This is a genomic window from Paraburkholderia domus, assembly GCF_905220705.1.
Lineage (GTDB): Bacteria > Pseudomonadota > Gammaproteobacteria > Burkholderiales > Burkholderiaceae > Paraburkholderia > Paraburkholderia domus.
The window spans coordinates 259,448-280,496 of record NZ_CAJNAT010000006.1 but is presented as its reverse complement, the minus strand read 5'-3'; the positions used below and the strand labels follow the sequence as shown (position 1 = coordinate 280,496).

At 62.5% G+C, this 21,049-nt stretch carries 17 protein-coding genes; 14 read left to right on the top strand and 3 right to left on the bottom strand.

Features of this window, described 5'->3' with window-relative positions; genetic code table 11:
• Nucleotides 1–30: 30 nt before the first annotated feature.
• The 13 genes from KHO31_RS14580 to KHO31_RS14520 all read left to right on the top strand — a co-directional run bounded on the left by KHO31_RS14580 (nucleotide 31) and on the right by KHO31_RS14520 (nucleotide 15,783).
• Nucleotides 31–942: an ABC transporter permease gene (locus KHO31_RS14580; protein WP_407945939.1), complete on the top strand. Its 912-nt coding sequence runs from the start codon at nucleotides 31–33 to the stop codon at nucleotides 940–942.
• A gap of 29 nt (nucleotides 943–971) precedes the next feature.
• Nucleotides 972–1,931 (top strand): ABC transporter permease, encoded by a 960-nt coding sequence (locus KHO31_RS14575; protein WP_201071942.1) that lies wholly within the window; start codon nucleotides 972–974, stop codon nucleotides 1,929–1,931.
• Nucleotides 1,932–2,605: 674 nt separating this feature from the next.
• Nucleotides 2,606–3,376, top strand: a complete 771-nt coding sequence (locus tag KHO31_RS14570) for a ferredoxin--NADP reductase (protein ID WP_201071939.1) — start codon at nucleotides 2,606–2,608, stop codon at nucleotides 3,374–3,376.
• Nucleotides 3,377–3,808: 432 nt separating this feature from the next.
• Nucleotides 3,809–4,645, top strand: a complete 837-nt coding sequence (locus KHO31_RS14565; RefSeq protein ID WP_201071936.1) for a sensor histidine kinase — start codon at nucleotides 3,809–3,811, stop codon at nucleotides 4,643–4,645.
• On the top strand, nucleotides 4,642–5,298 hold the full coding sequence (rqpR, locus tag KHO31_RS14560) for a response regulator transcription factor RqpR (protein ID WP_201071932.1): 657 nt from the start codon (nucleotides 4,642–4,644) through the stop codon (nucleotides 5,296–5,298). Before KHO31_RS14565 ends, rqpR begins: the two co-directional genes overlap by 4 nt.
• A gap of 287 nt (nucleotides 5,299–5,585) precedes the next feature.
• Nucleotides 5,586–6,977: an amino acid permease gene (locus tag KHO31_RS14555; RefSeq protein WP_201071928.1), complete on the top strand. Its 1,392-nt coding sequence runs from the start codon at nucleotides 5,586–5,588 to the stop codon at nucleotides 6,975–6,977.
• Nucleotides 6,978–8,171: 1,194 nt separating this feature from the next.
• On the top strand, nucleotides 8,172–8,690 hold the full coding sequence (locus KHO31_RS14550) for a (2Fe-2S)-binding protein (RefSeq protein WP_201071925.1): 519 nt from the start codon (nucleotides 8,172–8,174) through the stop codon (nucleotides 8,688–8,690).
• Nucleotides 8,691–8,700: 10 nt separating this feature from the next.
• Nucleotides 8,701–11,082, top strand: a complete 2,382-nt coding sequence (locus tag KHO31_RS14545) for a xanthine dehydrogenase family protein molybdopterin-binding subunit (RefSeq protein WP_201071922.1) — start codon at nucleotides 8,701–8,703, stop codon at nucleotides 11,080–11,082.
• A gap of 22 nt (nucleotides 11,083–11,104) precedes the next feature.
• Complete coding sequence (locus KHO31_RS14540; protein WP_211623604.1) at nucleotides 11,105–11,902, top strand: FAD binding domain-containing protein; 798 nt, start codon at nucleotides 11,105–11,107, stop codon at nucleotides 11,900–11,902.
• Nucleotides 11,903–12,054: 152 nt separating this feature from the next.
• Nucleotides 12,055–12,942: an AAA family ATPase gene (locus KHO31_RS14535; protein ID WP_201071916.1), complete on the top strand. Its 888-nt coding sequence runs from the start codon at nucleotides 12,055–12,057 to the stop codon at nucleotides 12,940–12,942.
• A 5-nt stretch (nucleotides 12,943–12,947) separates the two neighbouring features.
• Nucleotides 12,948–14,201, top strand: a complete 1,254-nt coding sequence (locus KHO31_RS14530; protein WP_201071913.1) for a vWA domain-containing protein — start codon at nucleotides 12,948–12,950, stop codon at nucleotides 14,199–14,201.
• Complete coding sequence (locus tag KHO31_RS14525; protein WP_201071910.1) at nucleotides 14,192–14,788, top strand: CoxG family protein; 597 nt, start codon at nucleotides 14,192–14,194, stop codon at nucleotides 14,786–14,788. Before KHO31_RS14530 ends, KHO31_RS14525 begins: the two co-directional genes overlap by 10 nt.
• On the top strand, nucleotides 14,761–15,783 hold the full coding sequence (locus KHO31_RS14520; RefSeq protein WP_201071908.1) for an XdhC family protein: 1,023 nt from the start codon (nucleotides 14,761–14,763) through the stop codon (nucleotides 15,781–15,783). The genes KHO31_RS14525 and KHO31_RS14520 overlap by 28 nt, the downstream gene beginning before the upstream one ends.
• A 742-nt stretch (nucleotides 15,784–16,525) precedes the next feature.
• Here KHO31_RS14520 and KHO31_RS14515 read toward each other — a convergent pair.
• Nucleotides 16,526–17,266, bottom strand: coding sequence for a PepSY-associated TM helix domain-containing protein (locus KHO31_RS14515; RefSeq protein WP_201072434.1), 741 nt, complete (start codon nucleotides 17,264–17,266; stop codon nucleotides 16,526–16,528).
• A gap of 338 nt (nucleotides 17,267–17,604) precedes the next feature.
• Between KHO31_RS14515 and KHO31_RS14510 the strand changes: the two genes are divergently transcribed.
• Nucleotides 17,605–19,506 (top strand): DUF3857 domain-containing transglutaminase family protein, encoded by a 1,902-nt coding sequence (locus KHO31_RS14510; protein ID WP_201071906.1) that lies wholly within the window; start codon nucleotides 17,605–17,607, stop codon nucleotides 19,504–19,506.
• Nucleotides 19,507–19,658: 152 nt separating this feature from the next.
• Here KHO31_RS14510 and KHO31_RS14505 read toward each other — a convergent pair whose 3' ends face one another.
• Nucleotides 19,659–20,687, bottom strand: coding sequence for a serine/threonine protein kinase (locus tag KHO31_RS14505; RefSeq protein WP_211623602.1), 1,029 nt, complete (start codon nucleotides 20,685–20,687; stop codon nucleotides 19,659–19,661).
• A 100-nt stretch (nucleotides 20,688–20,787) separates the two neighbouring features.
• Nucleotides 20,788–21,000, bottom strand: a complete 213-nt coding sequence (locus KHO31_RS14500; RefSeq protein WP_097390926.1) for a hypothetical protein — start codon at nucleotides 20,998–21,000, stop codon at nucleotides 20,788–20,790.
• Between the last annotated feature and the right edge of the window lie 49 nt (nucleotides 21,001–21,049).

Sequence of the window (21,049 nt, the reverse complement as noted above, 5' to 3'; positions counted from 1 at the left end):
TCGGCAGTGAAGAAATGGCGGCACCTGGCCATGCAACGCGAAGTGATCGTGTTGCTCGCGATGGTGCTCTTCAACCTGATCTTCACCCCCCACTTCTGGTCGCTGCAAACCTTCAACGTCAACATGACGCAGGTGGTGACGATCGTGATAGTCGGCATCGGCATGACGCTGGTGGTGGCGACGGGCGGCATCGATCTGTCGGTCGGCGCGTCAATGGCGATCTCGGGCGCGCTCGCGCCCATGCTGTTCCTGAACATTTCGGGGCCCGGCGGCATTGCGCTCGCGTTCGTGCTGCCAGTGCTGGCCGCCGCCGCGTGCGGCGTCTTCAACGGCTTGCTGGTGACGAGGCTATCCGTCCAGCCAATTGTCGCGACGCTGGTACTGTTCATCGCCGGGCGCGGCATCGCCCAGGTGGTCACTGACGGCAGCCTGCAGGCGTTCAACACCCCCGCGTTCCAGTGGATTGCACTGGGCAAGGTCGCCGGTGTGCCGTTTCAGGTGCTGCTGATGCTTGCGCTGGTCGCCGTGTTCGCGTGGGTCGTGCGCAAGACCCTGTTCGGCCAGTATCTGCTGATCACCGGCGGCAACGAAAAGGCCGCCTATCTGTGCGGTGTGCCCACGGCCGCCGTGAAGCTGATCGCTTACACGCTGTGCGCCGCGCTCGCGGGACTGGCAGGCCTGATCTCGATCTCGGTGAATTCGTCGTCGGATGCAAACGTGGTGGGGCTCGGCGTCGAACTCGATGCGATCGCTGCGGTGGCGGTCGGCGGCACGGCCCTCACGGGCGGCAAGGCATATATCGGCGGCACGCTGATCGGCGCGCTGATCATCCAGTTGCTGCGTTATACGCTGCTCGCGCACGGCATTCCCGACGCGGCGGCGTTGGTGGTGAAGGCCGGCATCATCGTCGCGGCGGTTTATGTGCAGCGGCGCTCGCGCTAGCGCCTCAGGGATACTTCGGACTCGATGCGATGAAAAAGAACCTTCCTATCCTCCTTGCTCTCGTCGCGCTGATCGTGCTCGGCCTCGTGCGCTACGACCATTTCGGCTCGGCCTACAACATCACCTCGTTCTGGCGCTATAACTCGATGTTCGCGCTGATCTCGATCGGCATGGCCTTCGTGATCATCACGGGCGGAATCGACTTGTCGGTCGGCACGGTGGCTGCGTTGGCAAGCGTCGTCGCCGCATTGACCAGCGCTTACGGCGGCTGGGTCGCAGTCGTGGCCGGCTGCGCGGCGGGCATGGCCGTCGGCGCGCTCAACGGCCTGATCATCACGCGGCTGAAAATCCTGCCCTTCATCGTGACGCTCGCGACCAGCCTCGGCGCGCACGGCGTCGCGCTGCTGCTCGGCAAGAACGACGCTGTGTCGATTGCCGCCGACTCGAACTTCGGCAACTTCGGTCAAGGCGATCTGTTCGGCCTGCCGATCCCAGGAATCGTCGCGGTAGTCGCTGCGGTAGCCGGCTGGCTAGCGCTGCGCAGCACGCGCTTCGGACGGCATTCGCTGGCCATCGGCGGCAGCGAGGAAGCAGCGCGGCTGATGGGCCTGAACGTCGACCGGACACTGGTGATGGCTTACGCGGTAAGCGGCCTGCTCGCCGGCATGGCGGGCGTGATCCTGGCCGCGCAGTTCGGCGCGGGTCAACCGAACGAAGGCGTCGGCTGGGAGCTGTTCGCGATCTCGGCGGTGGTGCTGGGCGGCACCCTGCTGACCGGCGGCGAAGGCTCGATCGCGATGACGATTGCCGGCGTGCTGCTGCTCGGACTGGTGTTCAATCTGCTGAATTTCGAAAACGGACTGGGGTTCATTAGCCTCTCGGCGTACTGGCAGTCGGTGATTCGCGGGGTGTTTCTGCTGCTTGTGATCGTGTTGCAGGCGAGAGTGTTGAAGCAGCGTGGCAAGAAGCGTGTGGCGGCCCCGGCGTAATCAAAGCAGGAAGTGCGGCGAGTCTTATACAGCAATGAGGGGCGGCGGTTAAAGCGACTGCCACCTGGTCTTCGCGCACTGGCGTAATCAAGGCACAAAACACCATGAGTCCTGTCCCGCAACGATTTCAGGCTATTTTATCGATCGCCACGTCACCTTTGTGTACCAACAATGCACGGTGAGACGGCATACGCAATAGTGAACCCGCCCACTCTGCGCATCGCGCCTCGGCGGCCCGATTTCCCGACCTTTCGTACCCATTCCCGCTGCTTTTGCCAGTTTTATCAGCAGGGTCAATGCTGCGGCGCACGGCGGGTTTCGGTATGATCTTGAAAATGTTGCCCGTGTGCCGCGCCTATCCGGCGCATGCCGGACAACCGATGGCAACCGCCCTGCGCGGTTTTCGCCCATCGCCGTACCCTTGCTGAAGCGCGGTCGCAACCACGCCAACGTACTTCACGGCGCCGATCGTATCCCTAACCGGCGCCGACGCTTCCAGGTCCGGTAACCCGCTTCACCACGCTCAACCTCCGCGTCGCAGCCCTCTGGCAGCGGGCGCGGTAAAATAGCGGATTGCGCGTGATTCCCGAGCTCGGGTTAGCGCAGCATCGCCCTTGCCGTGCCGGCCGGCTCAAACGACTGGCCGCCTTTGTTTTCGCACTATCCAAGAAGCCATGAGCAACCTGAATTCACAAACCGTCCTGAGCGTCCATCACTGGACCGATACGCTTTTCAGCTTCACCTGCACGCGCGATCCGTCGTTCCGTTTCGAAAACGGTCAATTCACGATGGTGGGCCTCGAAGTCGACGGCAAGCCGCTGATCCGCGCCTATAGCCTCGCGAGCGCGAACTACGAAGAGCACCTCGAATTCCTGAGCATCAAGGTGCAGGACGGCCCGCTCACGTCGCGTTTGCAGCATTTGAAGGTCGGCGACGAAGTCCTGATCGGCAAGAAGCCGGTCGGCACACTGATGGCCGACAACCTGCTGCCGGGCAAGACGCTGTGGCTGCTGTCCACCGGCACGGGTCTCGCGCCGTTCATGTCGATCATCAAAGATCCGGACATTTACGACCGCTACGAGCGCGTGGTCCTGACGCATACCTGCCGTTTCGTCGACGAACTGGCGTACAAGGAATACATCACGGATCACCTGCCGGCACATGAGCATCTCGGCGAACTAGTGCAGGAAAAGCTGTTGTACTACCCGACGGTGACGCGCGAACCGTTCCAGAACCGCGGCCGCATCACCGAACTGATCGAAACCGACAAGCTGTTCGCCGACCTCGGCGTGCCGGGCTTCTCGCTCGAAAATGACCGTGTGATGCTGTGCGGCAGCCCGCACATGCTGCGCGACACGCGCAAACTGCTCGACGACCTGGGCTTCCAGGAAGGCAGCAACAACGCGCCGGGTCACTACGTGGTCGAAAAGGCGTTCGTGGGTTAAACGGACGCCCAGATTGAGCGGCTAGCGCCGCTTACTCAGCAGAAAGGAGCCTTCGGGCTCCTTTTTTGTTGCTCAGTTACAAATCGGCGCCATCGTCCTGACATTTAGCGTCAGCATTCTTCCTACAAACCCAGCATTGCACAACATCAACCATTGCGTGAAATGTACGCGCTAACCCTTGGTATGCCTGCATTTTTTCTTTTTTTAAGATATCATCGCGGCGCACGATCGGTCGGTTTACATGCCCACCGTGGCACGGCCGGCATGTTACAGAATGTAAATTTCGTTACGTCGTACCGTAGCAATTTGTCTGTCGCGCACCACGCGTAAAGGACACCACTGGAGGCCAGAGACTCGCATGCGTTCTTTTGTCTTCGCGCCGCCGATGCGCACCCGCTTCGCTGTCCACACTGCTTCCTGAGAGGGAAACTCATGGATACGTCGATTGTCGTCCCGTTTGGCACCCACACTCCGCCCTCACTTGCACACGCCGCGCCGCAATCCGCCGCCGAGCGCGAACTCGCGCAACTGCGCGCTCGCGTGCGTGAACTGTCGGCTGAACTCGTGCAGGCGCGGGAAGCTGCCTGCCGGCATGTGGCGCGCGAGCTGCACGACGGCGTCGGCGCCGAGCTCACCGCGACGCGTTTCGCCCTTGCCGGTGTCGAAACCTGGCTGCCCGCCGATGCGCCGCCGCATTGCGCCGCCGCGCTCGCCGTCGCGAATCGCTCGCTCGACGCCGTGTGCGCTGCAAGCCGCCAGGCCGTCGCGGAACTGCATGCGCCATCGCTTGAGGCGGGCATCGTCGGCGCGCTGGGGCATTGGACCAGCGACTTCGCCGCGCGCACGAACCTGCGCACGAGTTTTGTCTGCGCCGCCGACGCGCGGCTCACCCGCCTGCCCGCCGACGCGGCGCTAGCCGTGTTCCGGGTTGCCCAGGAAGCGCTGAACAATATTGCCAAGCACGCGCGCGCCGAATCCGCCGACGTGCGGATCGAAACCGGCCGCCGTCACCTGACCCTGATCGTCAGCGACGACGGCATCGGTATGGCGCGCAACGCCCGCAGCCGTCGTGGCCATTTCGGCCTGAGCGGCATGCAGGCGCGCTGCGCCGCCTTCGGCGGCACGCTGCACGTCAGCGCACGGCGGGTCGGTTCATGCCGCGGCGAGGGCAGCAAGGAGTCGCGCGGCACGCTCGTGCGTGCACGCTTTGCGTGGGATGCGATGCTGGCGAGCGCACTGGGCGCCAAACGTCGCGCGCTGCAATCGTGAGCCTGCGCATCCTGCTCGCCGACGACCACGCGGTGGTTCGCCAAGGCGTCCGCCAGTTGCTGCTCGACCGCGGCGTGGCGCGCGAAGTCACCGAAGCGCAAAGCGGCGCCGAAGCGCTCGAGGCCGTCGCCCTGCACAGCTATGACGTGGTGTTGCTCGACATTTCGCTGCCCGACATGAATGGCGTCGAAGTGCTCAAGCGTCTGAAGCGCAAAGCGCCGCGCGTGGCTGTACTGATGTTCTCGATGTACCGCGAAGACCAATACGCCGTCCGCGCGCTCAAGGCAGGCGCCGCCGGCTACCTGTCGAAAACCGTCGACGCCGCGCAGATGATAGGCGCGATCCAGCAGGTCGCGGCGGGCCGTAAATACGTCAGCCCGGCCATGGCCGAAGCGCTGGCGGATTACGTCTCGTTCGACGGCGAACAATTGCCGCACGAAAAGCTCTCGGACCGCGAATACCAGACGCTATGCATGCTCGCGTCCGGCAAGCGGCTGACGGATATCGCCCTGGCGTTATCGCTATCCGTGAAGACGGTCAGTGTCTACCGCACCCGGCTGCTCGAAAAAATGAAGCTGCGCAATAACGCCGAGCTGACCTTTTATGTGATGAGCAACCGCCTCGTCGATCTGAATCCGGCGATGGCCGGTTAAAGCCATCTTTTCTGCGATCGCCGAATAGCGGCCGATCGTCGCGGAGGCGATCGCACGAAAGCGATCCCCACCCAGATTGAGCGCGCTGCGGGCGAAGGCTCCGCTGCCCGCGGCGAATCCGCAGACAAACGTCACGCCCGAATCTCCCCCGCCCGGCATTTCCCGCCCTCCCAACGGACGGTAAACACATCGTCCCAAAATGGTGCAGAGGCGCGGTTCCGTTAAAATCCAGGGTTTCCCCGACATTCGGCGCGCAAGATGCGTGCACAACTGGAGACCCACCGCCAATGTCCCTGTTTCGCAAAAAAAGCGTCGAGCACATGATCGCCGCGAGCGCCCAGAACGCCGGGCTGAAGAAGGCGCTCGGCGCGCTCGATCTGACTTTCCTCGGTGTCGGCGCGATTATCGGCACCGGCATTTTCGTGCTGACCGGCACGGGCGCCGTTCAGGCCGGCCCGGCGCTGATGGTCTCGTTCCTGATCGCGGCGATTGCCTGCGGTTTCGCCGCGCTTGCCTATGCCGAGTTCGCTTCGACGATTCCGGTTGCGGGGTCCATCTACACGTATTCGTACGCGACACTCGGCGAACTGGCCGCGTGGATCATCGGCTGGGACTTGATGCTCGAATATGGGCTGGCAACGTCAGCGGTGTCGGTCGGCTGGTCGGGTTATCTGCAATCGCTGCTGTCGGGCTTCGGCGTGAGCTTGCCGGTCGTGCTGACGGCGGCCCCCGGCGCCTTGCCGGGTCACGAGACGTGGTTCAACCTGCCCGCGTTCCTGGTGATGATGGCGATCACCGCACTGCTGTCGCTTGGCGTGCGTGAATCCGCGCGGATCAACAACATCATGGTGGGGATCAAGGTGATCGTAGTGCTGCTGGTGATCGGCGTGGGCGTTTTCCACGTGACGCCGGCGAACTGGCATCCGTTCATGCCGAACGGCTGGAATGGCGTCTTCGGCGCGGCTGCGGTGATGTTCTTCGCTTTTATTGGATTCGATTCGGTGTCTTCCGCGGCGGAAGAAGTCAAGGATCCGAAACGCGATCTGCCGATTGGGATCATTGCGTCGCTGGGCGTGTGCGCCGTGCTGTACGTGGCCGTGGCGGCCGTGGTCACCGGTATTGTGCCGTCGGCGCAGTTTGCGAACATTTCGCATCCGGTGTCGTATGCGCTGCAGGTAGCCGGTCAGAAATGGGTCGCCGGTTTTATCGATCTCGGCGCTGTGCTGGGCATGTTGACGGTGATTCTGGTGATGGCTTATGGCCAGACGCGGGTGATTTTCGCGATGTCGCGGGATGGATTGTTGCCTGCGAAGCTTTCGAAGGTGCATCCGAAGTTTGCTACACCGTTCTTTACGACGTGGCTCGTGGGGATTTTCTTCGGGCTGATTGGCGCGCTGGTGCCGTTGAATGTGCTGGCTGAGTTGATCAATATCGGCACGTTGGCTGCGTTTTCGATGGTGTCGATTGCGGTTCTTGTTTTGCGGAAAACGCATCCTGAGTTGCCGCGGGCATTCCGGTGCCCTGGTGTGCCGGTGGTGCCGGTGTTGGCTGTCGCCTCGTGTCTGTTTTTGATGGTTAATCTTCAGGCTGTGACCTGGGTGGCGTTTGTGGTCTGGTTGCTGATTGGGATGGTTATTTATTTTGGCTATTCGCGGCGGCATTCCAAGTTGGCCAAATGAAAATTTGAGGTTTTTTGCCTGCGGGGCGCGTTTTGTCTGTGCGCTTGCGGTGTTGGCCTTTCCTTGAATTGTTAGTGGTCTATTAGCGTCGCCCCTGTGCGGGGCAGGCACCTACTTTTCTTTGCCTGCTGCAAAGAAAAGTAGGCAAAAGAAAGCAGCTCAAACCGCCAACTCTTAAGCGGGTCCCCTGGCTCGGAGGGGGCAGTGGTGCATCTGGAATCCGTGCCCTCGCACATTCCGCCCTGGTGACAAGGCCGTCATACTTCCGGCGGCGCTGCGCGCGCCGAAGGGTACTTCCTGGCGCCATCTGCGGGTTCGCGCGCGGGCTTCACTCGACGCGGTGGCTCGCCGTCGCGTCACCAACGGTTCCGCCATGCGTCGGCGCTTCATTCGAAGTGCGAATTCACACCTGCACGTAATCCTTTGCGGCTTGGTAGCCGCCCGGAGCGCCAAGTGGCACTTCGCGAAACCGATATCTTTTTCGGCATACCGCCGCGGTAAAGCCAACGACCACCGCGGCTCTCAACTGAAGTCCCGAGTTTCCTTTGCTGCCCTCTCCACGCCGAGGCGAAGCCGATGACTCCCACCGCGCCCAACCAAAGCCCCGGGTTTCCTTTGCTGTCCCTCCACGCCGAGGCGAAGCCGATGGCCCCACCGCTCTTGACCGAAACCCCAGGTTTCCCATGCAGGCCCATCCGCGACGCACGCAGTGCGGAGTGGGAGCTGATGAGCCCTTTGTCACTGACGTTGAGAGTGCGAGGGCACGGATTCCAGATGCACCACTGCCGCAACTGCGCGGGGGACCCGCTTAAGAGTTAGCGGTTTGAGCTGCTTTCTTTTGCCTACTTTTCTTTGCAGCAGGCAAAGAAAAGTAGGTGCCTGCCCCGCACAGGGGCGACGCCAATAGACCGATAAGAAATCAAGGAAAGGCCAACGCCGTAGGCATACAGAAAAAAGCGCCGAGCAGGCAACCAAACCAAGCAAAGCCCAACGCCATAGGCAAACAAACGAACAACCGCCGCAGGCACACAACCCAATAGCGCCCCCAGACAATTTGTGCTTTACTTTTCGGCAGACCCATAAAAAAGCCGCAAAACCGCAAAAAACCGCAGCCCCCTCATCGGACCCCACGAACAGACAGCTGAAGGCAGGAAAAAACAAAGGTCCGGTTTCACCCCATAAGGAGACAACTTCATGGCGATCAGCATCAGTCTGACGGTGAACGGCGCGCCCATCAGCGCCTCAATCGACCCTAACACCCTGCTGGTTCAGTTCCTTCGCGATCAGCTGCGCCTCACCGGCACGCACGTCGGCTGCGACACCGCCCAGTGCGGCGCGTGCACCGTCCATCTGAACGGCCGCGCGATCAAATCCTGCAACATTCTCGCCGTCCAGGCCGAAGGCGCAGACATCACTACCATCGAAGGGATCGCCAAAGACGGCGCCCTGCACCCGATGCAAGCCGCCTTCAAACACTGCCACGGCCTGCAATGTGGTTTCTGTACGCCTGGCATGGTGATGAGCGCAATCTCGCTCGTCGAGCGTCAGCCCAATCTCACCGGCGACGACGTGCGCGCCCAACTCGACGGCAATCTGTGCCGCTGTACGGGATATCACAACATCGTCAAAGCAGTGCTCGAAGGCGCCGAAGGCATGAAGTCCGCCGGCACGGCCAACGCCAACGCCGCGGCCACTGCGCCAGCCACTGCCTGAGGAGACGACGATGAACGCACCCGACACCCACCTCATCGGCACGTCCGTCGAACGTAAGGAAGACTATCGCTTCCTCACCGGCAACGGTCAGTACACCGACGACATCGTCCTGCCGCAGCAAACCTACGCGGTCTTCCTGCGTTCGCCGCACGCGCACGCAAAAATCAACAGCATCGACACCACTGCGGCCAAACAGTCGCCAGGCGTCGTCGCAATCTTCACCGGCGCGGACATGGCCGCGGACAACGTCGGCGGACTGCCGTGCGGCTGGCTGATCCACAGCACCGACGGCAAGCCGATGAACGAGCCGCCGCACCCGATCATCGCGCACACGAAAGCGCGCCACGTCGGCGATCAGGTCGCGCTCGTCATCGCCGATTCGATCAAGGCCGCGAAAGACGCCGCCGAACTGATCGAGGTCGATTACGACGTGCTGCCGGCCGTGGTCGACACCGCGCACGCCGCCGATCCGGGCCAGGCCGCGGTTCACGACGAAGTGCCGGACAACGTCTGCTACAACTGGGGCCACGGCGACAAAGCCGCGACCGACGCCGCCTTCGCGAAAGCCGCGCACGTCACCACGCTGGACATCGTCAACAACCGCCTGATCCCGAACGCGATCGAACCGCGCGCGGTCAACGCGAGCTACTCGGTGCAGGACGACAGCTACACGCTCTACGTCGCGAATCAGAATCCGCACGTGGAGCGCCTGTTGATGGCCGCTTTCGTGCTGTCGCTGCCGGAATCGAAACTGCGTGTCATCGCGCCGGATGTCGGCGGCGGCTTCGGGTCGAAGATTTTCCTGTACGCCGAAGACGTTGCGCTGACGTGGGCATCGAAGAAAATTCGCCGTCCGATCAAATGGACAGCGGAGCGCTCGGAAGCCTTCGTGTCCGACGCGCACGGCCGCGACCACGTCACCAAGGCCGAACTGGCCATGGACGCCGACGGCAAGTTCCTCGCGATGCGCATTCATACGACCGCCAACATGGGCGCGTATCTGTCGACCTTCGCGTCGAGCGTGCCCACCATCCTGTACGCGACGCTGCTCGCCGGCCAATACGCGACGCCCGCCATCTACGCCGAGGTGAAAGCGGTCTTCACCAACACCGTCCCGGTTGACGCCTACCGCGGCGCAGGCCGTCCGGAAGCGACGTATGTCGTCGAGCGTCTGGTCGAAACCGCCGCGCGCGAGATGAAGCTCGATCCGGCCGAAATCCGCCGCCGCAATTTCATCCGCACGTTTCCGTATGCCACGCCGGTCGGCCTCACCTACGATACCGGCGACTACGAGGCCACGCTAAGCCGTGCGCTCGAACTCGCCGACGTCAAAGGCTTTGCTGCGCGCAAGCAGGAATCCGAAAAGAACGGCAAGCTGCGCGGCCTCGGCTACTCGTGCTACATCGAAGCCTGTGGTCTGGCGCCGTCGAACATCGCGGGTGCGCTCGGCGCCCGAGCCGGGCTTTTCGAAGTCGGCCAGATTCGCGTGCATCCGACGGGTTCCGTCACCGTGTTCACCGGCTCGCACAGTCACGGCCAGGGGCATGAGACAACCTTCGCGCAAGTCGTCGCGGACCGGCTCGGCATTGCGCTGGAAAGCGTGGAAATCGTTCACGGCGACACCGGCCGCATTCCGTTCGGTATGGGCACCTACGGCTCGCGCTCGATCGCGGTCGGCGGCTCGGCGATCATGAAGGCGCTCGACAAGATCGAAGCCAAGGCGAAGAAAATCGCCGCGCATCTGCTGGAAGCCGCAGCGGAAGACATCGAGTTCAAGGACGGCGTGTTCCGCGTCGCCGGCACCGACCGCACCAAGGCCTTCGCCGACATCTCGCTCGCCGCGTATGTGCCGCACAACTATCCGCTCGACGTGCTCGAACCGGGTCTCGAAGAAAGCGCGTTCTACGATCCAAGCAACTTCACCTATCCGGCGGGTTCGTACATCTGCGAAGTCGAGGTCGATCCGGAAACTGGCGTGTGCCGCATCCAGCAGTTCACGGCGGTCGACGATTTCGGCAACGTGATCAATCCGATGATCGTCGAAGGCCAGGTGCATGGCGGGCTCGCTCAGGGTATCGGGCAGGCCATGCTGGAGCGCTGCGTGTACGACAATGAAAGCGGCCAGTTGCTGTCCGGCTCTTATATGGACTACGCAATGCCGCATGCGTCCGATCTGCCGAACTTCACCGTCGAAACCGCGAAGGGCACGCCGTGCACGCACAATCCGCTCGGCGTTAAAGGCTGCGGCGAGGCAGGCGCGATCGGCTCGCCACCGGCGGTCATCAACGCGATCCTCGACGCGCTCGCGCCGCTCGGCGTGACCGACCTGCAAATGCCGGCGACGCCGCATCGCGTGTGGTCCGCGATCCATGCTGCCAAGCAACCCCACTGAGATCCTGAGCGGAGCATTCGACATGTATTCATTCGAGTATCAACGCGCGACGGATCCGAAAGCGGCCGCCGCAGCCATCGCTGCCGACAGCAACGCGAAGTTTCTTGCCGGCGGACAAAGCCTTCTACCGACCATGCGCCTGCGGCTCGCACAGCCGTCGCAGCTGATCGACGTGACGCGGATTCCGGCGCTCAAGTCGATCGCCGTCGATGCCGGCAAGGTGACAATCGGCGCCGCCGTTTGCCATGCGGACGTCGCCGATCATGCCGAGGTTCGTCGCGCGCTGCCGGCGCTCGCGGATCTCGCCGGACACATCGGCGATCGCCAGGTGCGCGCGCTCGGCACCATCGGCGGCTCGCTCGCGAACAACGATCCGGCCGCCTGCTATCCGTCTGCGGCGATGGCCTTGGACGCGACCATCGTCACCGATCGGCGACGGATTTCGTCGAAGGATTTCTTCGTCGGCATGTATGAGACCGCGTTGGCGCCTGACGAGCTGATCGTGGCCGTCGAGTTTCCGGTGCCCGAACGCGCGGCCTACGTGAAATTCGAGAATCCGGCGTCGCACTTTGCGTTGGTCGGCGTCTTCGTCGCGAAGTTCGCGAGCGGTGTGCGCGTCGCGGTGACAGGTGCGGCGTCTTCGGTATTTCGCGTGCCGGAACTGGAAAGCGCGCTATCGGCGAATTTCACGCCCGAGGCCGCGCGGGCGGTGACCGTATCCGACTCCGACCTGAACACCGACATGCACGCGAGCGCCGAATATCGCGCGCATCTGATTCCGGTGCTGACCGCGCGCGCGGTGACGAAAGCAAACGGTTAGCGATGCTTGCGGTTAGCGGCTGACATGACATGCCTCGGCGTGGCACGTCAGCCGCGTTCCCGGCCCGCCGCGGTCATGGTTTTTTCATCCGTCGCGCCGCGGCCGCGCCGTCTCGCGCCTCACTCGTTTCACCGTGCAGATTCAGGAACGCCATGCAGCCTGCTTCAATCGACGACACCCTCGCGCAACTCGCCGCCCAAAACTACTTCGCAAGCCGCGAGCTCGCGACCGCGTTGTATCTCGCACTGCGCATGGAGCGGCCGTTGTTTGTCGAAGGCGAGCCGGGCGTCGGCAAGACCGAACTCGCCAAAGCTGCGGCGGGCATGCTCGGCACGTCGATGCTGCGGCTGCAATGCTACGAAGGACTCGATACGGCCAGCGCGCTTTACGAATGGGACTACCCACGTCAGATCATGGCGCTGCGTCTGGCTGAAGCCGCTGGCGAGCGGCCCGGCAACGACACGCTCTATCGCAGCGAATTCCTGCTGAAGCGTCCGCTGCTGCAAGCGCTGATGCCCGATGAAAATCATCCGGGCGCACAGCGCGTGCTGCTGATCGACGAGATCGACCGCGCCGATGAACCGTTCGAAGCCTTTCTGCTGGAGCTGCTTTCGGACTTCCAGGTATCGATTCCCGAGTACGGCACAGTTCGTGCGGCGCGGCCGCCGCTGGTTGTGATGACGTCGAACCGGACACGCGAAGTACACGACGCGTTGAAGCGCCGTTGTCTGTATCAATGGATCGGCTATCCCGAGCGCGATCGTGAACTGGAAATCGTCGCCGCGCGTGCGCCGCAAACATCGGCAGAATTGCAACGGCGCGCGGTCGATTTCGTGCATCGGCTACGCGGCATGGATCTGTTCAAGGCACCCGGCATCGCCGAAACGATCGACTGGTGTCGCGCTTTGGAAGCGCTATCGGTGACGGAACTCGATCCGCAATCTGTGCAAAACACCCTGGGTGTGCTGCTCAAGTATCAGGACGATCTGGCGCGCGTCGATGCCGCGCAGATCGCACAATGTCTCGCGGTGCCGGGATAACAGCGATGACCACCTCCGTCGACACGTTGGCCGCACCGAACGATACGCCCACACTGGCTCGCAACGTCGTGCACTTTGTACGCGTGCTGCGCGGCGCGGGCTTGCCGATGTCGCCGGCACAAGCCGTCGATGCACTCGCCGCACTGCACTGGGTCGACCTCGGCCGCCGCGACGATGTACGCGCCGCGCTGGCCGCGCTATTGGTCTGTGCGCCGGACGAACGTGACCTCTTCAACGCCGCCTTCGATCTGTTCTGGCGCGACCCGGATTGGGAAGGCAAGCTGCGCGCGCTGCTGCTGCCGAAAGTCCGCGATGGTCTGCCGCCGCCCAAACGCAACAACCGTCTCGCCGACGCACTTGCCGTACGCACGCCGCCCTCGCCGCACAGCAAGGCGCCACAGGAAACCGAACAACACGAACTGCACGCGCACGTCACCTTCAGTGCCGAAGAACGGCTGCGTCATCGCGATTTCGACACGCTTTCCGCTGACGAATGGCGCACGTTGCGGCATCTGATCCGCGGCCAGCGTCTGCGGCTTGCCACTGAACCGACACGCCGCCTGAAGGCAGCCTCGCACGGCACGCATGCGGATTTACGCGCAAGCGCCCGGCACGCTGTGCGCGCGGGTGGCGACTGGACCGTGTGGAAGTATCGCGCGGTAGTGGAACGTAAACCGCCATTGGTGCTGCTGCTCGATATCTCCGGCTCGATGAGCAACTATTCGCGCGCGGTGCTGTACTTCTGCCACGCGCTTCTGCAATCGCGCGAGCGCCTGCAAGTGTTCCTTTTCGGCACGCGCCTGACGAACGCGACGCGCGCGCTGCGCGAGCGCGATCCCGACGTGGCGATCGCGACGCTCACCGAACAGGTGGTCGACTGGTCAGGCGGCACACGAATCGGCGCAGCGCTCGCCGAATTCAACCGACGCTGGGCACGTCGCGTGCTGAGCGGCAGAGCCACAGTGCTGCTCGTCACCGACGGCCTCGATCACGAAGCGATCGACGTGCTCGACACCGAAATGGCCCGCCTGCGCCGCTTCGCACACCGTATCGTGTGGCTCAACCCGCTGCTGCGTTTCAGCGGTTTTTCACCGAAAGCGCGCGGCGTGCAGGCAATCCTGCCGTATGTCGACGCGCATCGCCCCGTTCATAATCTGGACAGTCTGGCAGCGTTCGGCCGCGATCTCGCGCAACTCACGCGCGCGCCTCGTCTCGCCGTATCTGCCACGACGCGCGCAGGAGCAATGCCATGGAATTGAGTGAAACCCATATGCTGCCGGTTTCGCAGCAGCGCGCATGGGACGCGCTGAACGATACTGGAATCCTGCGTGCTTGCATTCCCGGCTGCGAAAGCATCGACGCGGATGGCGAAAATGCGTACGCGGTGGTGCTGAGCGCATCGGTCGGTCCGGTGAAGGCGCGCTTCAAAGGGCGTATGCTGCTGACCGACATCGAGGCGCCGAACACCTACACCATCGTTTTCGAAGGTCAGGGTGGCGCAGCAGGCTTCGGCAAGGGCAACACGCACGTCACGCTCGAACCAGAAGGCGAGGCCGCAACTAGGCTCACGTACACGGCAACTGCCCAGGTCGGTGGCAAGCTCGCACAGATCGGTTCCCGGCTGGTCGACGGTGCGGCGCGTAAACTCGCGGGCGAATTTTTCAAGCGCTTTATCGCGCAGGTCGGCGGCGACACAGACGGCGCAACGGCCGCGGATGACGGGGTCACTGCAGCAACTGAAGCGGCGGCGCAAAATACGGAATTGGATGAAGCTGCGGACACTGAGTCCGGCGGTGACGGAACAAAAAGGAAGAAATCATGGAAAGCGTGGATCTCGAAGTTCTGAAGTCCAGTGCACGTTGGCTGGACGAGGGACATCGCGCGCTACTGGTAACGGTGGTGAAGACCTGGGGCTCGTCGCCGCGTCCGGAGGGCGCGATGCTCGCGGTGCGAGACGACGGACTCGTAGTGGGTTCGGTATCGGGCGGCTGCATCGAAGACGACCTGATCGAGCGCGTGCGGCAGAAGGGCATCGAGCAGACACGCCCGGAGGCGGTGAAGTACGGCATTACGGCTGAAGAAGCGCATCGCTTCGGCCTGCCTTGCGGCGGCACGATCCAACTCGTGCTGGAGCCTTTGACGCCGCAAAGCGGCATTGCCGAGTTGTGCCATGCCGTAGAGGACGGCCGTCTGGTGGCACGCGAAGTCGACATGGTGACGGGCGCGGTGCGGCTCGACGCGGCGCAGGCGACAGACGGCGTGCATTTCGACGGCGAGCGTCTGCTGACGATTCACGGACCGCGTTACCGGATGCTCGTGATCGGCGCGGGGCAGCTGTCGCGCTATCTATGCAACATCGCTGTCGGGCTCGATTACCAGGTCACCGTGTGCGATCCGCGCGAGGAGTACACCGAGGAGTGGAGTATTCCCGGCACGAAGATCGTGCGGACGATGCCGGACGATACGGTCATCGAGATGAAGCTTGATGAACGGTGCGCGGTGATTGCGCTGACGCATGATCCGAAGCTGGATGATCTCGCTTTGATGGAGGCGTTGAAGACACCGGCTTTTTATGTCGGCGCTTTGGGGTCGAGAAGGAATAATCAGGCGCGGCGCGAGCGGCTGAAAGAGTTCGATCTGAACGATGCCGAGTTGGCCCGGCTGCATGGGCCGGTCGGGATTTATATTGGCAGCCGCACGCCGCCTGAAATTGCTGTTTCGATTCTCGCCGAGGTCACGGCTGCAAAGAATGGCGTTTCGTTGCCGACTTTGTTGCAGGTTGAGGGGGCTAAGGCCGCGCGGGAGATTGCGGCTTCGGGGGGGACTGCTTGTAGTGTTTAGGTGCTTTTTTTTGCCTGCGCGGCGCTTGTTCGTCTGTGTGCCTGCGGCGTTGGGCTTTGCTTGGTTTGATTGCCTGCTCGGCGCTTGTTCGTCTGTGTGCCTGCGGCGTTGGCCTTTCCTTGATTTCTTAGTGGTCTACTAGCGTCGCCCCTGTGCGGGGCAGGCACCTACTTTTCTTTGCATGCTGCAAAGAAAAGTAGGCAAAAGAAAGCAGCTCAAACCGCCAGCTCATAAGCGGGTCCCCCGCACAGTTGCGGTAGTGGTGCATCTGGAATCCGTGCCCTCGCACATTCGACGTAAGTGACTAAGGGCTCATCAGCTCCCACTCCGCACTCGTGCGTCGCGGATGGGTCTGCGAGGGAAACCCAGGGCTTTGGTTGGGCGCGGCGGGAGCCGATGGCTTCGCCACGGCGTCGAGTGAAGCTCGCGCGCGAAAACAAGCCGACGGTTTTGAGGAGTCCCCTTCGGCGCGCGCAGCGCCGCCGGAAGTATGACGGCTTTGTCACTCACGCCGAATGTGCGAGAACACCGATTCCAGATGCACCACTACCCCCTCCAAGCCAGGGGACCCACTTAAGAGTTAGCGGTTTGAGCTGCTTTCTTTTGCCTACTTTTCTTTGCAGCAGGCAAAGAAAAGTAGGTGCCTGCCCCGCACAGGGGCGACGCTAATAGACCAATAACAAATCAAGGAAAGGCCAACACCACAGGCATACAGACAACAAACGCCGAACAGGCAAAAACCTCACATCAATCCACAAACCACCGCGGCAACCACCGAGCCGCCAACCAACACTACACCGACAACGCGCCGCTTATTCAACTCGGTCCAAAGCAGGACGCCAGTCAAAGAAAGCAAAATCATCCCGCCAGCGATCGTATCGATCAACAAAACCCACCCAACACTCAACCCCACACCGCGGTGCAGATTATTCATCGTCGTAAGAAACGAGTTCTGCGTCCGTTTCACCGCAACAAACCCATTCCCAACCCAGTACTCGGCCTGCACATTCTGAGTAGGCCCCAAAATTCCGACTTGCCAGAACTCCGGCTGCATCGTGCTGCGATCCCCCCAAGCCACCGGATGCGCCGGCTCGCGCTTCACCCGCCCCGGCTTGCCGTCTATCTTCAACTCGCCCTTGAGCCATTTCGCCATCTCCATCGGCGACTTCAACCGCCCTTGCGGCACGGAAATCTGCATCTCCTCGACCTGCGGCTCGCCAGACGACACCTTCAACGGCCCGCCCCGATGGTTCAGCAAAAAGCCAGTCGCGCCGAACATCAACCCCAGCACCGCGCCCCATAAACCAACCCAGCCATGCACTTTGCGCAACCACTTGATGAAGTTCGCCCGCCGCGAACGCTGGCGCCGCGCCGCCTGCTCGGCGTCATCCATCAGGTGATGACCGCGCTCCGGCGTATGGGCGGTGTATTGCGTGCCGCCACCAGCAGCAGGCTTCATATCGATCGAGTCAGGCGCGTTCACTTCAAAGCTCCAGGCGCAGCAAGTTAAGCCATCCCCGGCGTAGAGCGAAGAGGCGACGAGGCGCGCGCTCACACCAGCAGTAAAAGAGGTATCGAAAGGAAAGGCCGGACAACCCGGCTTGCGGTCCAGGCCGTCCGGCTGAGAGGCTGGCTGGCAGTCACAGAGGATGAGAGATGTGACAGAAAGCTGGCGATGCCTTTCAATTGAGAATGGATATCATTACACAATTAGGGCATTTGCTCAATCGCAATGCGTGGCATCCGCTTGACATCCAGGCGGCGCAAATAGACTCTAGCTTGCGATCCCGTCAACGTTGCCGTTCCGGATACCTGCCTGCCATGCGCCTCGCCTCTTTGGTCTGTCTTGCCTCCTTCGGCTGGCTTGCCAGCTTCCACGCCGCGAGCGCGAGCATTGCGGCCAAACTGGACGACCCCTATACCAACGAAGGCGAAACGCAGACCTTCACGGTCAACGCCGACGGTTCCTTCTCGAAGCTCGATTCGATGACGCTGCACGTGAACAACGAAGCAGGCGTCGCACGGGTGGCGCAGCAATACGTCTGGTTCAATCGCAACATGGCGGACGTGCAGATCCTTGAGGCGTACACGACCACCGCCGATGGGGTGCGTCACGACGTGCAACCCGATCAGATTCGCGACGTGCAGGAAGCTCGCTCGTTCGGCGCGCCGATGTTTCAGGACATCCTCGAAAAGGTGATCGTGTTCCCGGCCGTCGAGCCCGGCGCGCGCGTGCACCTCACCTATCGCAAGACGCAAAAACAGCCGATCGTGCCGGGCGAGTTCAGCGACTTCACGCCGCCCGATCTTGCGCCGACCCACAACTTCCACCTCATCTACGACCTGCCCGCCGACAAGCCGCTTTATGCCGATGCGCGCGGCTTCACCGCGCTGCAACCGGTCACGCGAGACGGCCGCACTCGCTATGAATATCGTTACGACAAGGCGCATTTCAGCCGGCTCGAGCGCGGCTCGATCGCGTACGTATCGTATGGCGACCGGCTGATGGTCTCGACCTTTCCCGACTACGCCACGTTCGCCACCAGCTACAGAATGTCCGCCGCCGACCCGAGCGCGCACGACGTCACCGTCACGCGTTTCGCGCAAAAGCTCACCGCGCGTGACCGTACCCCGCGCGACAAAGCCAAGACGCTGTACGATTGGGTCCGCCGCAACGTCCGCTATGTGGCGATCTATGTCGGGCGCGGCGCGGTGGTGCCGCACAGTGCAAGCGAGATCCTCGCGAACCGCTACGGCGACTGCAAGGATCACGTGGCGTTATATGGCGCGCTGCTTGACGCGGTCGGCGTCCGCAACGAGCCGGCCTTGATCAGCAGCGGCTCGATCTATACGCTGCCCAGCGTGCCGGGCTACGGCGTCATCAATCACGCCATCACGTGGCTGCCGGATTTGCAGCAATACGCCGACTCGACAGCGTCGAACGTCGAATTCGGTTTTCTGCCGTCGTCGGATATGAACCGGCCTACCGTCCTCGTGAATCAGGGCGTAATCGCGCAAACGCCGGCCACTGAGTTGATGACGCGCAGCACCGACCTGTCGATCAAGGTCGAACCGGATGGTTCGGCAAGCTTCACCTATCGGCTGGAAGCATCGGGCGCCTCGGCTGAACAGGCGCGCGCGATGTTGCGCACGCAAACGCCCGCGCAACGTGAGGAATCGATCCAGGCGGAATTACGCAGCGCCAATCTGCGCGGCACTGCCACGCTGACCACCAGCGACCTCACCGTTGCCGGCGGCCCGCTGACGATCACGATGAAAGGCACGCTCGAAAGTCTCGTGGTGCCGGGTGCGGCGGCATCGATTCCAGCGCTGACGAGTCTGGCCGGCGGCCTCGCGGCGGACACCCGCTACTGGCTCGGCGAACGGCAGCGCACGCAGCCGTTCGTCTGCCACAACCTCACGCTGCATGAGCGCGCACGGATTGAATTACCGGCGAATTTCCACGTGCTCGACATGCCGGAAGCCAAGCAAACCCAGGACCGCTTCGTCGATTTTCAGTCGCAGTACACGTTAGATCCGCTCAGCAACGTCGTGACAATGGCACGCGACGGCACCACCCATTTCGACAGCGAGGTCTGCACGCCCGGCGACTTCGCGCAGATGCGTCCCGCGATCGAAGCGATCGGGCGCGACGTGCGCGCCGAAGTGATCGTCAAATCGACGCTGGTGCAATCGTCGAGTGTGGCGTCGCAGGCGCCGTGAGACGTCAAGGACGCTTGAGCACGTGGGGAAATCGGTGCGCCTGGCAGCGCCGATGCAATGCGCCAGGACGACCCCGCCAGCGGTCATTGCGATGACTTGCCGCTGCATGGCCGCCACCGCATCACCTCCGGCTCCATCGGAACAGCGACCGCTCAAACCGGCCAGAGCGGCCCTTCCTGCATCGCGCCAAGCTGCTCGCGCAATTCGAGGATGCGGTCTTCCCAATAGCGTTGCGTGTTGAACCACGGAAACGCCGCTGGAAACGCCGGGTCGTCCCAGCGGCGCGCGAGCCACGCCTGGTAGTGAATCAGCCGCAGCGTGCGCAAAGCTTCGACGAGATACAGTTCGCGCGGCTCGAAGTCGCAGAAGTCTTCATAACCGGCGAGCAGATCGGCGAGCGCACGCGAAGCTTCGACGCGTTCGCCCGGCAACAACAGCCACAAATCCTGGACTGCCGGACCCATACGGCTATCGTCGAAGTCGACGAAATGCGGGCCCGCGTCGGTCCACAACACATTGCTCGGATGACAATCGCCGTGCATTCGCAGCATGCGAATATCGCCGGCACGCTCGAATGCGCGTTCGACACCTTCAATCGCGAGATTCACCACGGCTTCCCACGCGGGCCGCACGTCGTCAGGCACGAAGCGGTGCGACAGCAGGAAGTCGCGCGGCTCGTAGCCGAACGTGTTGATATCGAGCGTGGGACGTTCGGTGTAGTTCTGGGTCTGCCCAACCGCATGAATGCGGCCGATAAAACGCCCCAGCCATTCGAGCGTATCGCGCCGGTCCAGATCGGGCGCGCGGCCGCCGCGGCGTTCGAAGATCGAGAAACGGAAACCGTCGAAGGTATGCAGCGTGCGGCCGTCGAAAACACGTGCGGGCACCGCCGGAATCTCGCGCGCGGCGAGATCGGCGACAAAGGCATGTTCTTCGAGAATGGCGGCGTCGGTCCAACGCTCGGGACGGTAGAACTTGGCGACCACGGGCGGCCCGTCTTCCACCCCCACCTGGTAGACGCGGTTCTCGTAGCTGTTGAGCGGCAGCATGCGGCCGTCGGTGTACACGCCGACGCTGCTGAGCACGCTGTCGAGCGCGTCGAGCACGATTTCCGGCTTGAGCCGGGCGAAAGGCACGGCGCTGTTGGCGCCGTCCTGTGGATCGAGATTGTCGTCGTTCATGCCCGCATTGTGCGCCGCGCCGCCGTCAAAGACGAGGGCGTCGGCTCACCTTGCGGCTTACAGCCACCTGCAACCACCATGAATCGGAATCAAACCAGCGTCAATGCACCTGCGCGCTAGACGGCCGCACCTGTTCGCCAGTATCAATCAGATCTTCAAGGAAAAAGGGTTCAGTGTTCAGATGCTCAGATGTGCCGGGTTCGCCGGCATACCAGGCCACCATCGCCATGTCGCCAAGAATGCGCATGACAATCCCACGTGCGTCTTTCGGCACAGCGATATGCACCGAGCGGACAATGGAACCGATTTGCATGATGTTTCCCCGTTTCTCCCATAGCCGGCTTTATGGTTTCCGCGCCGGT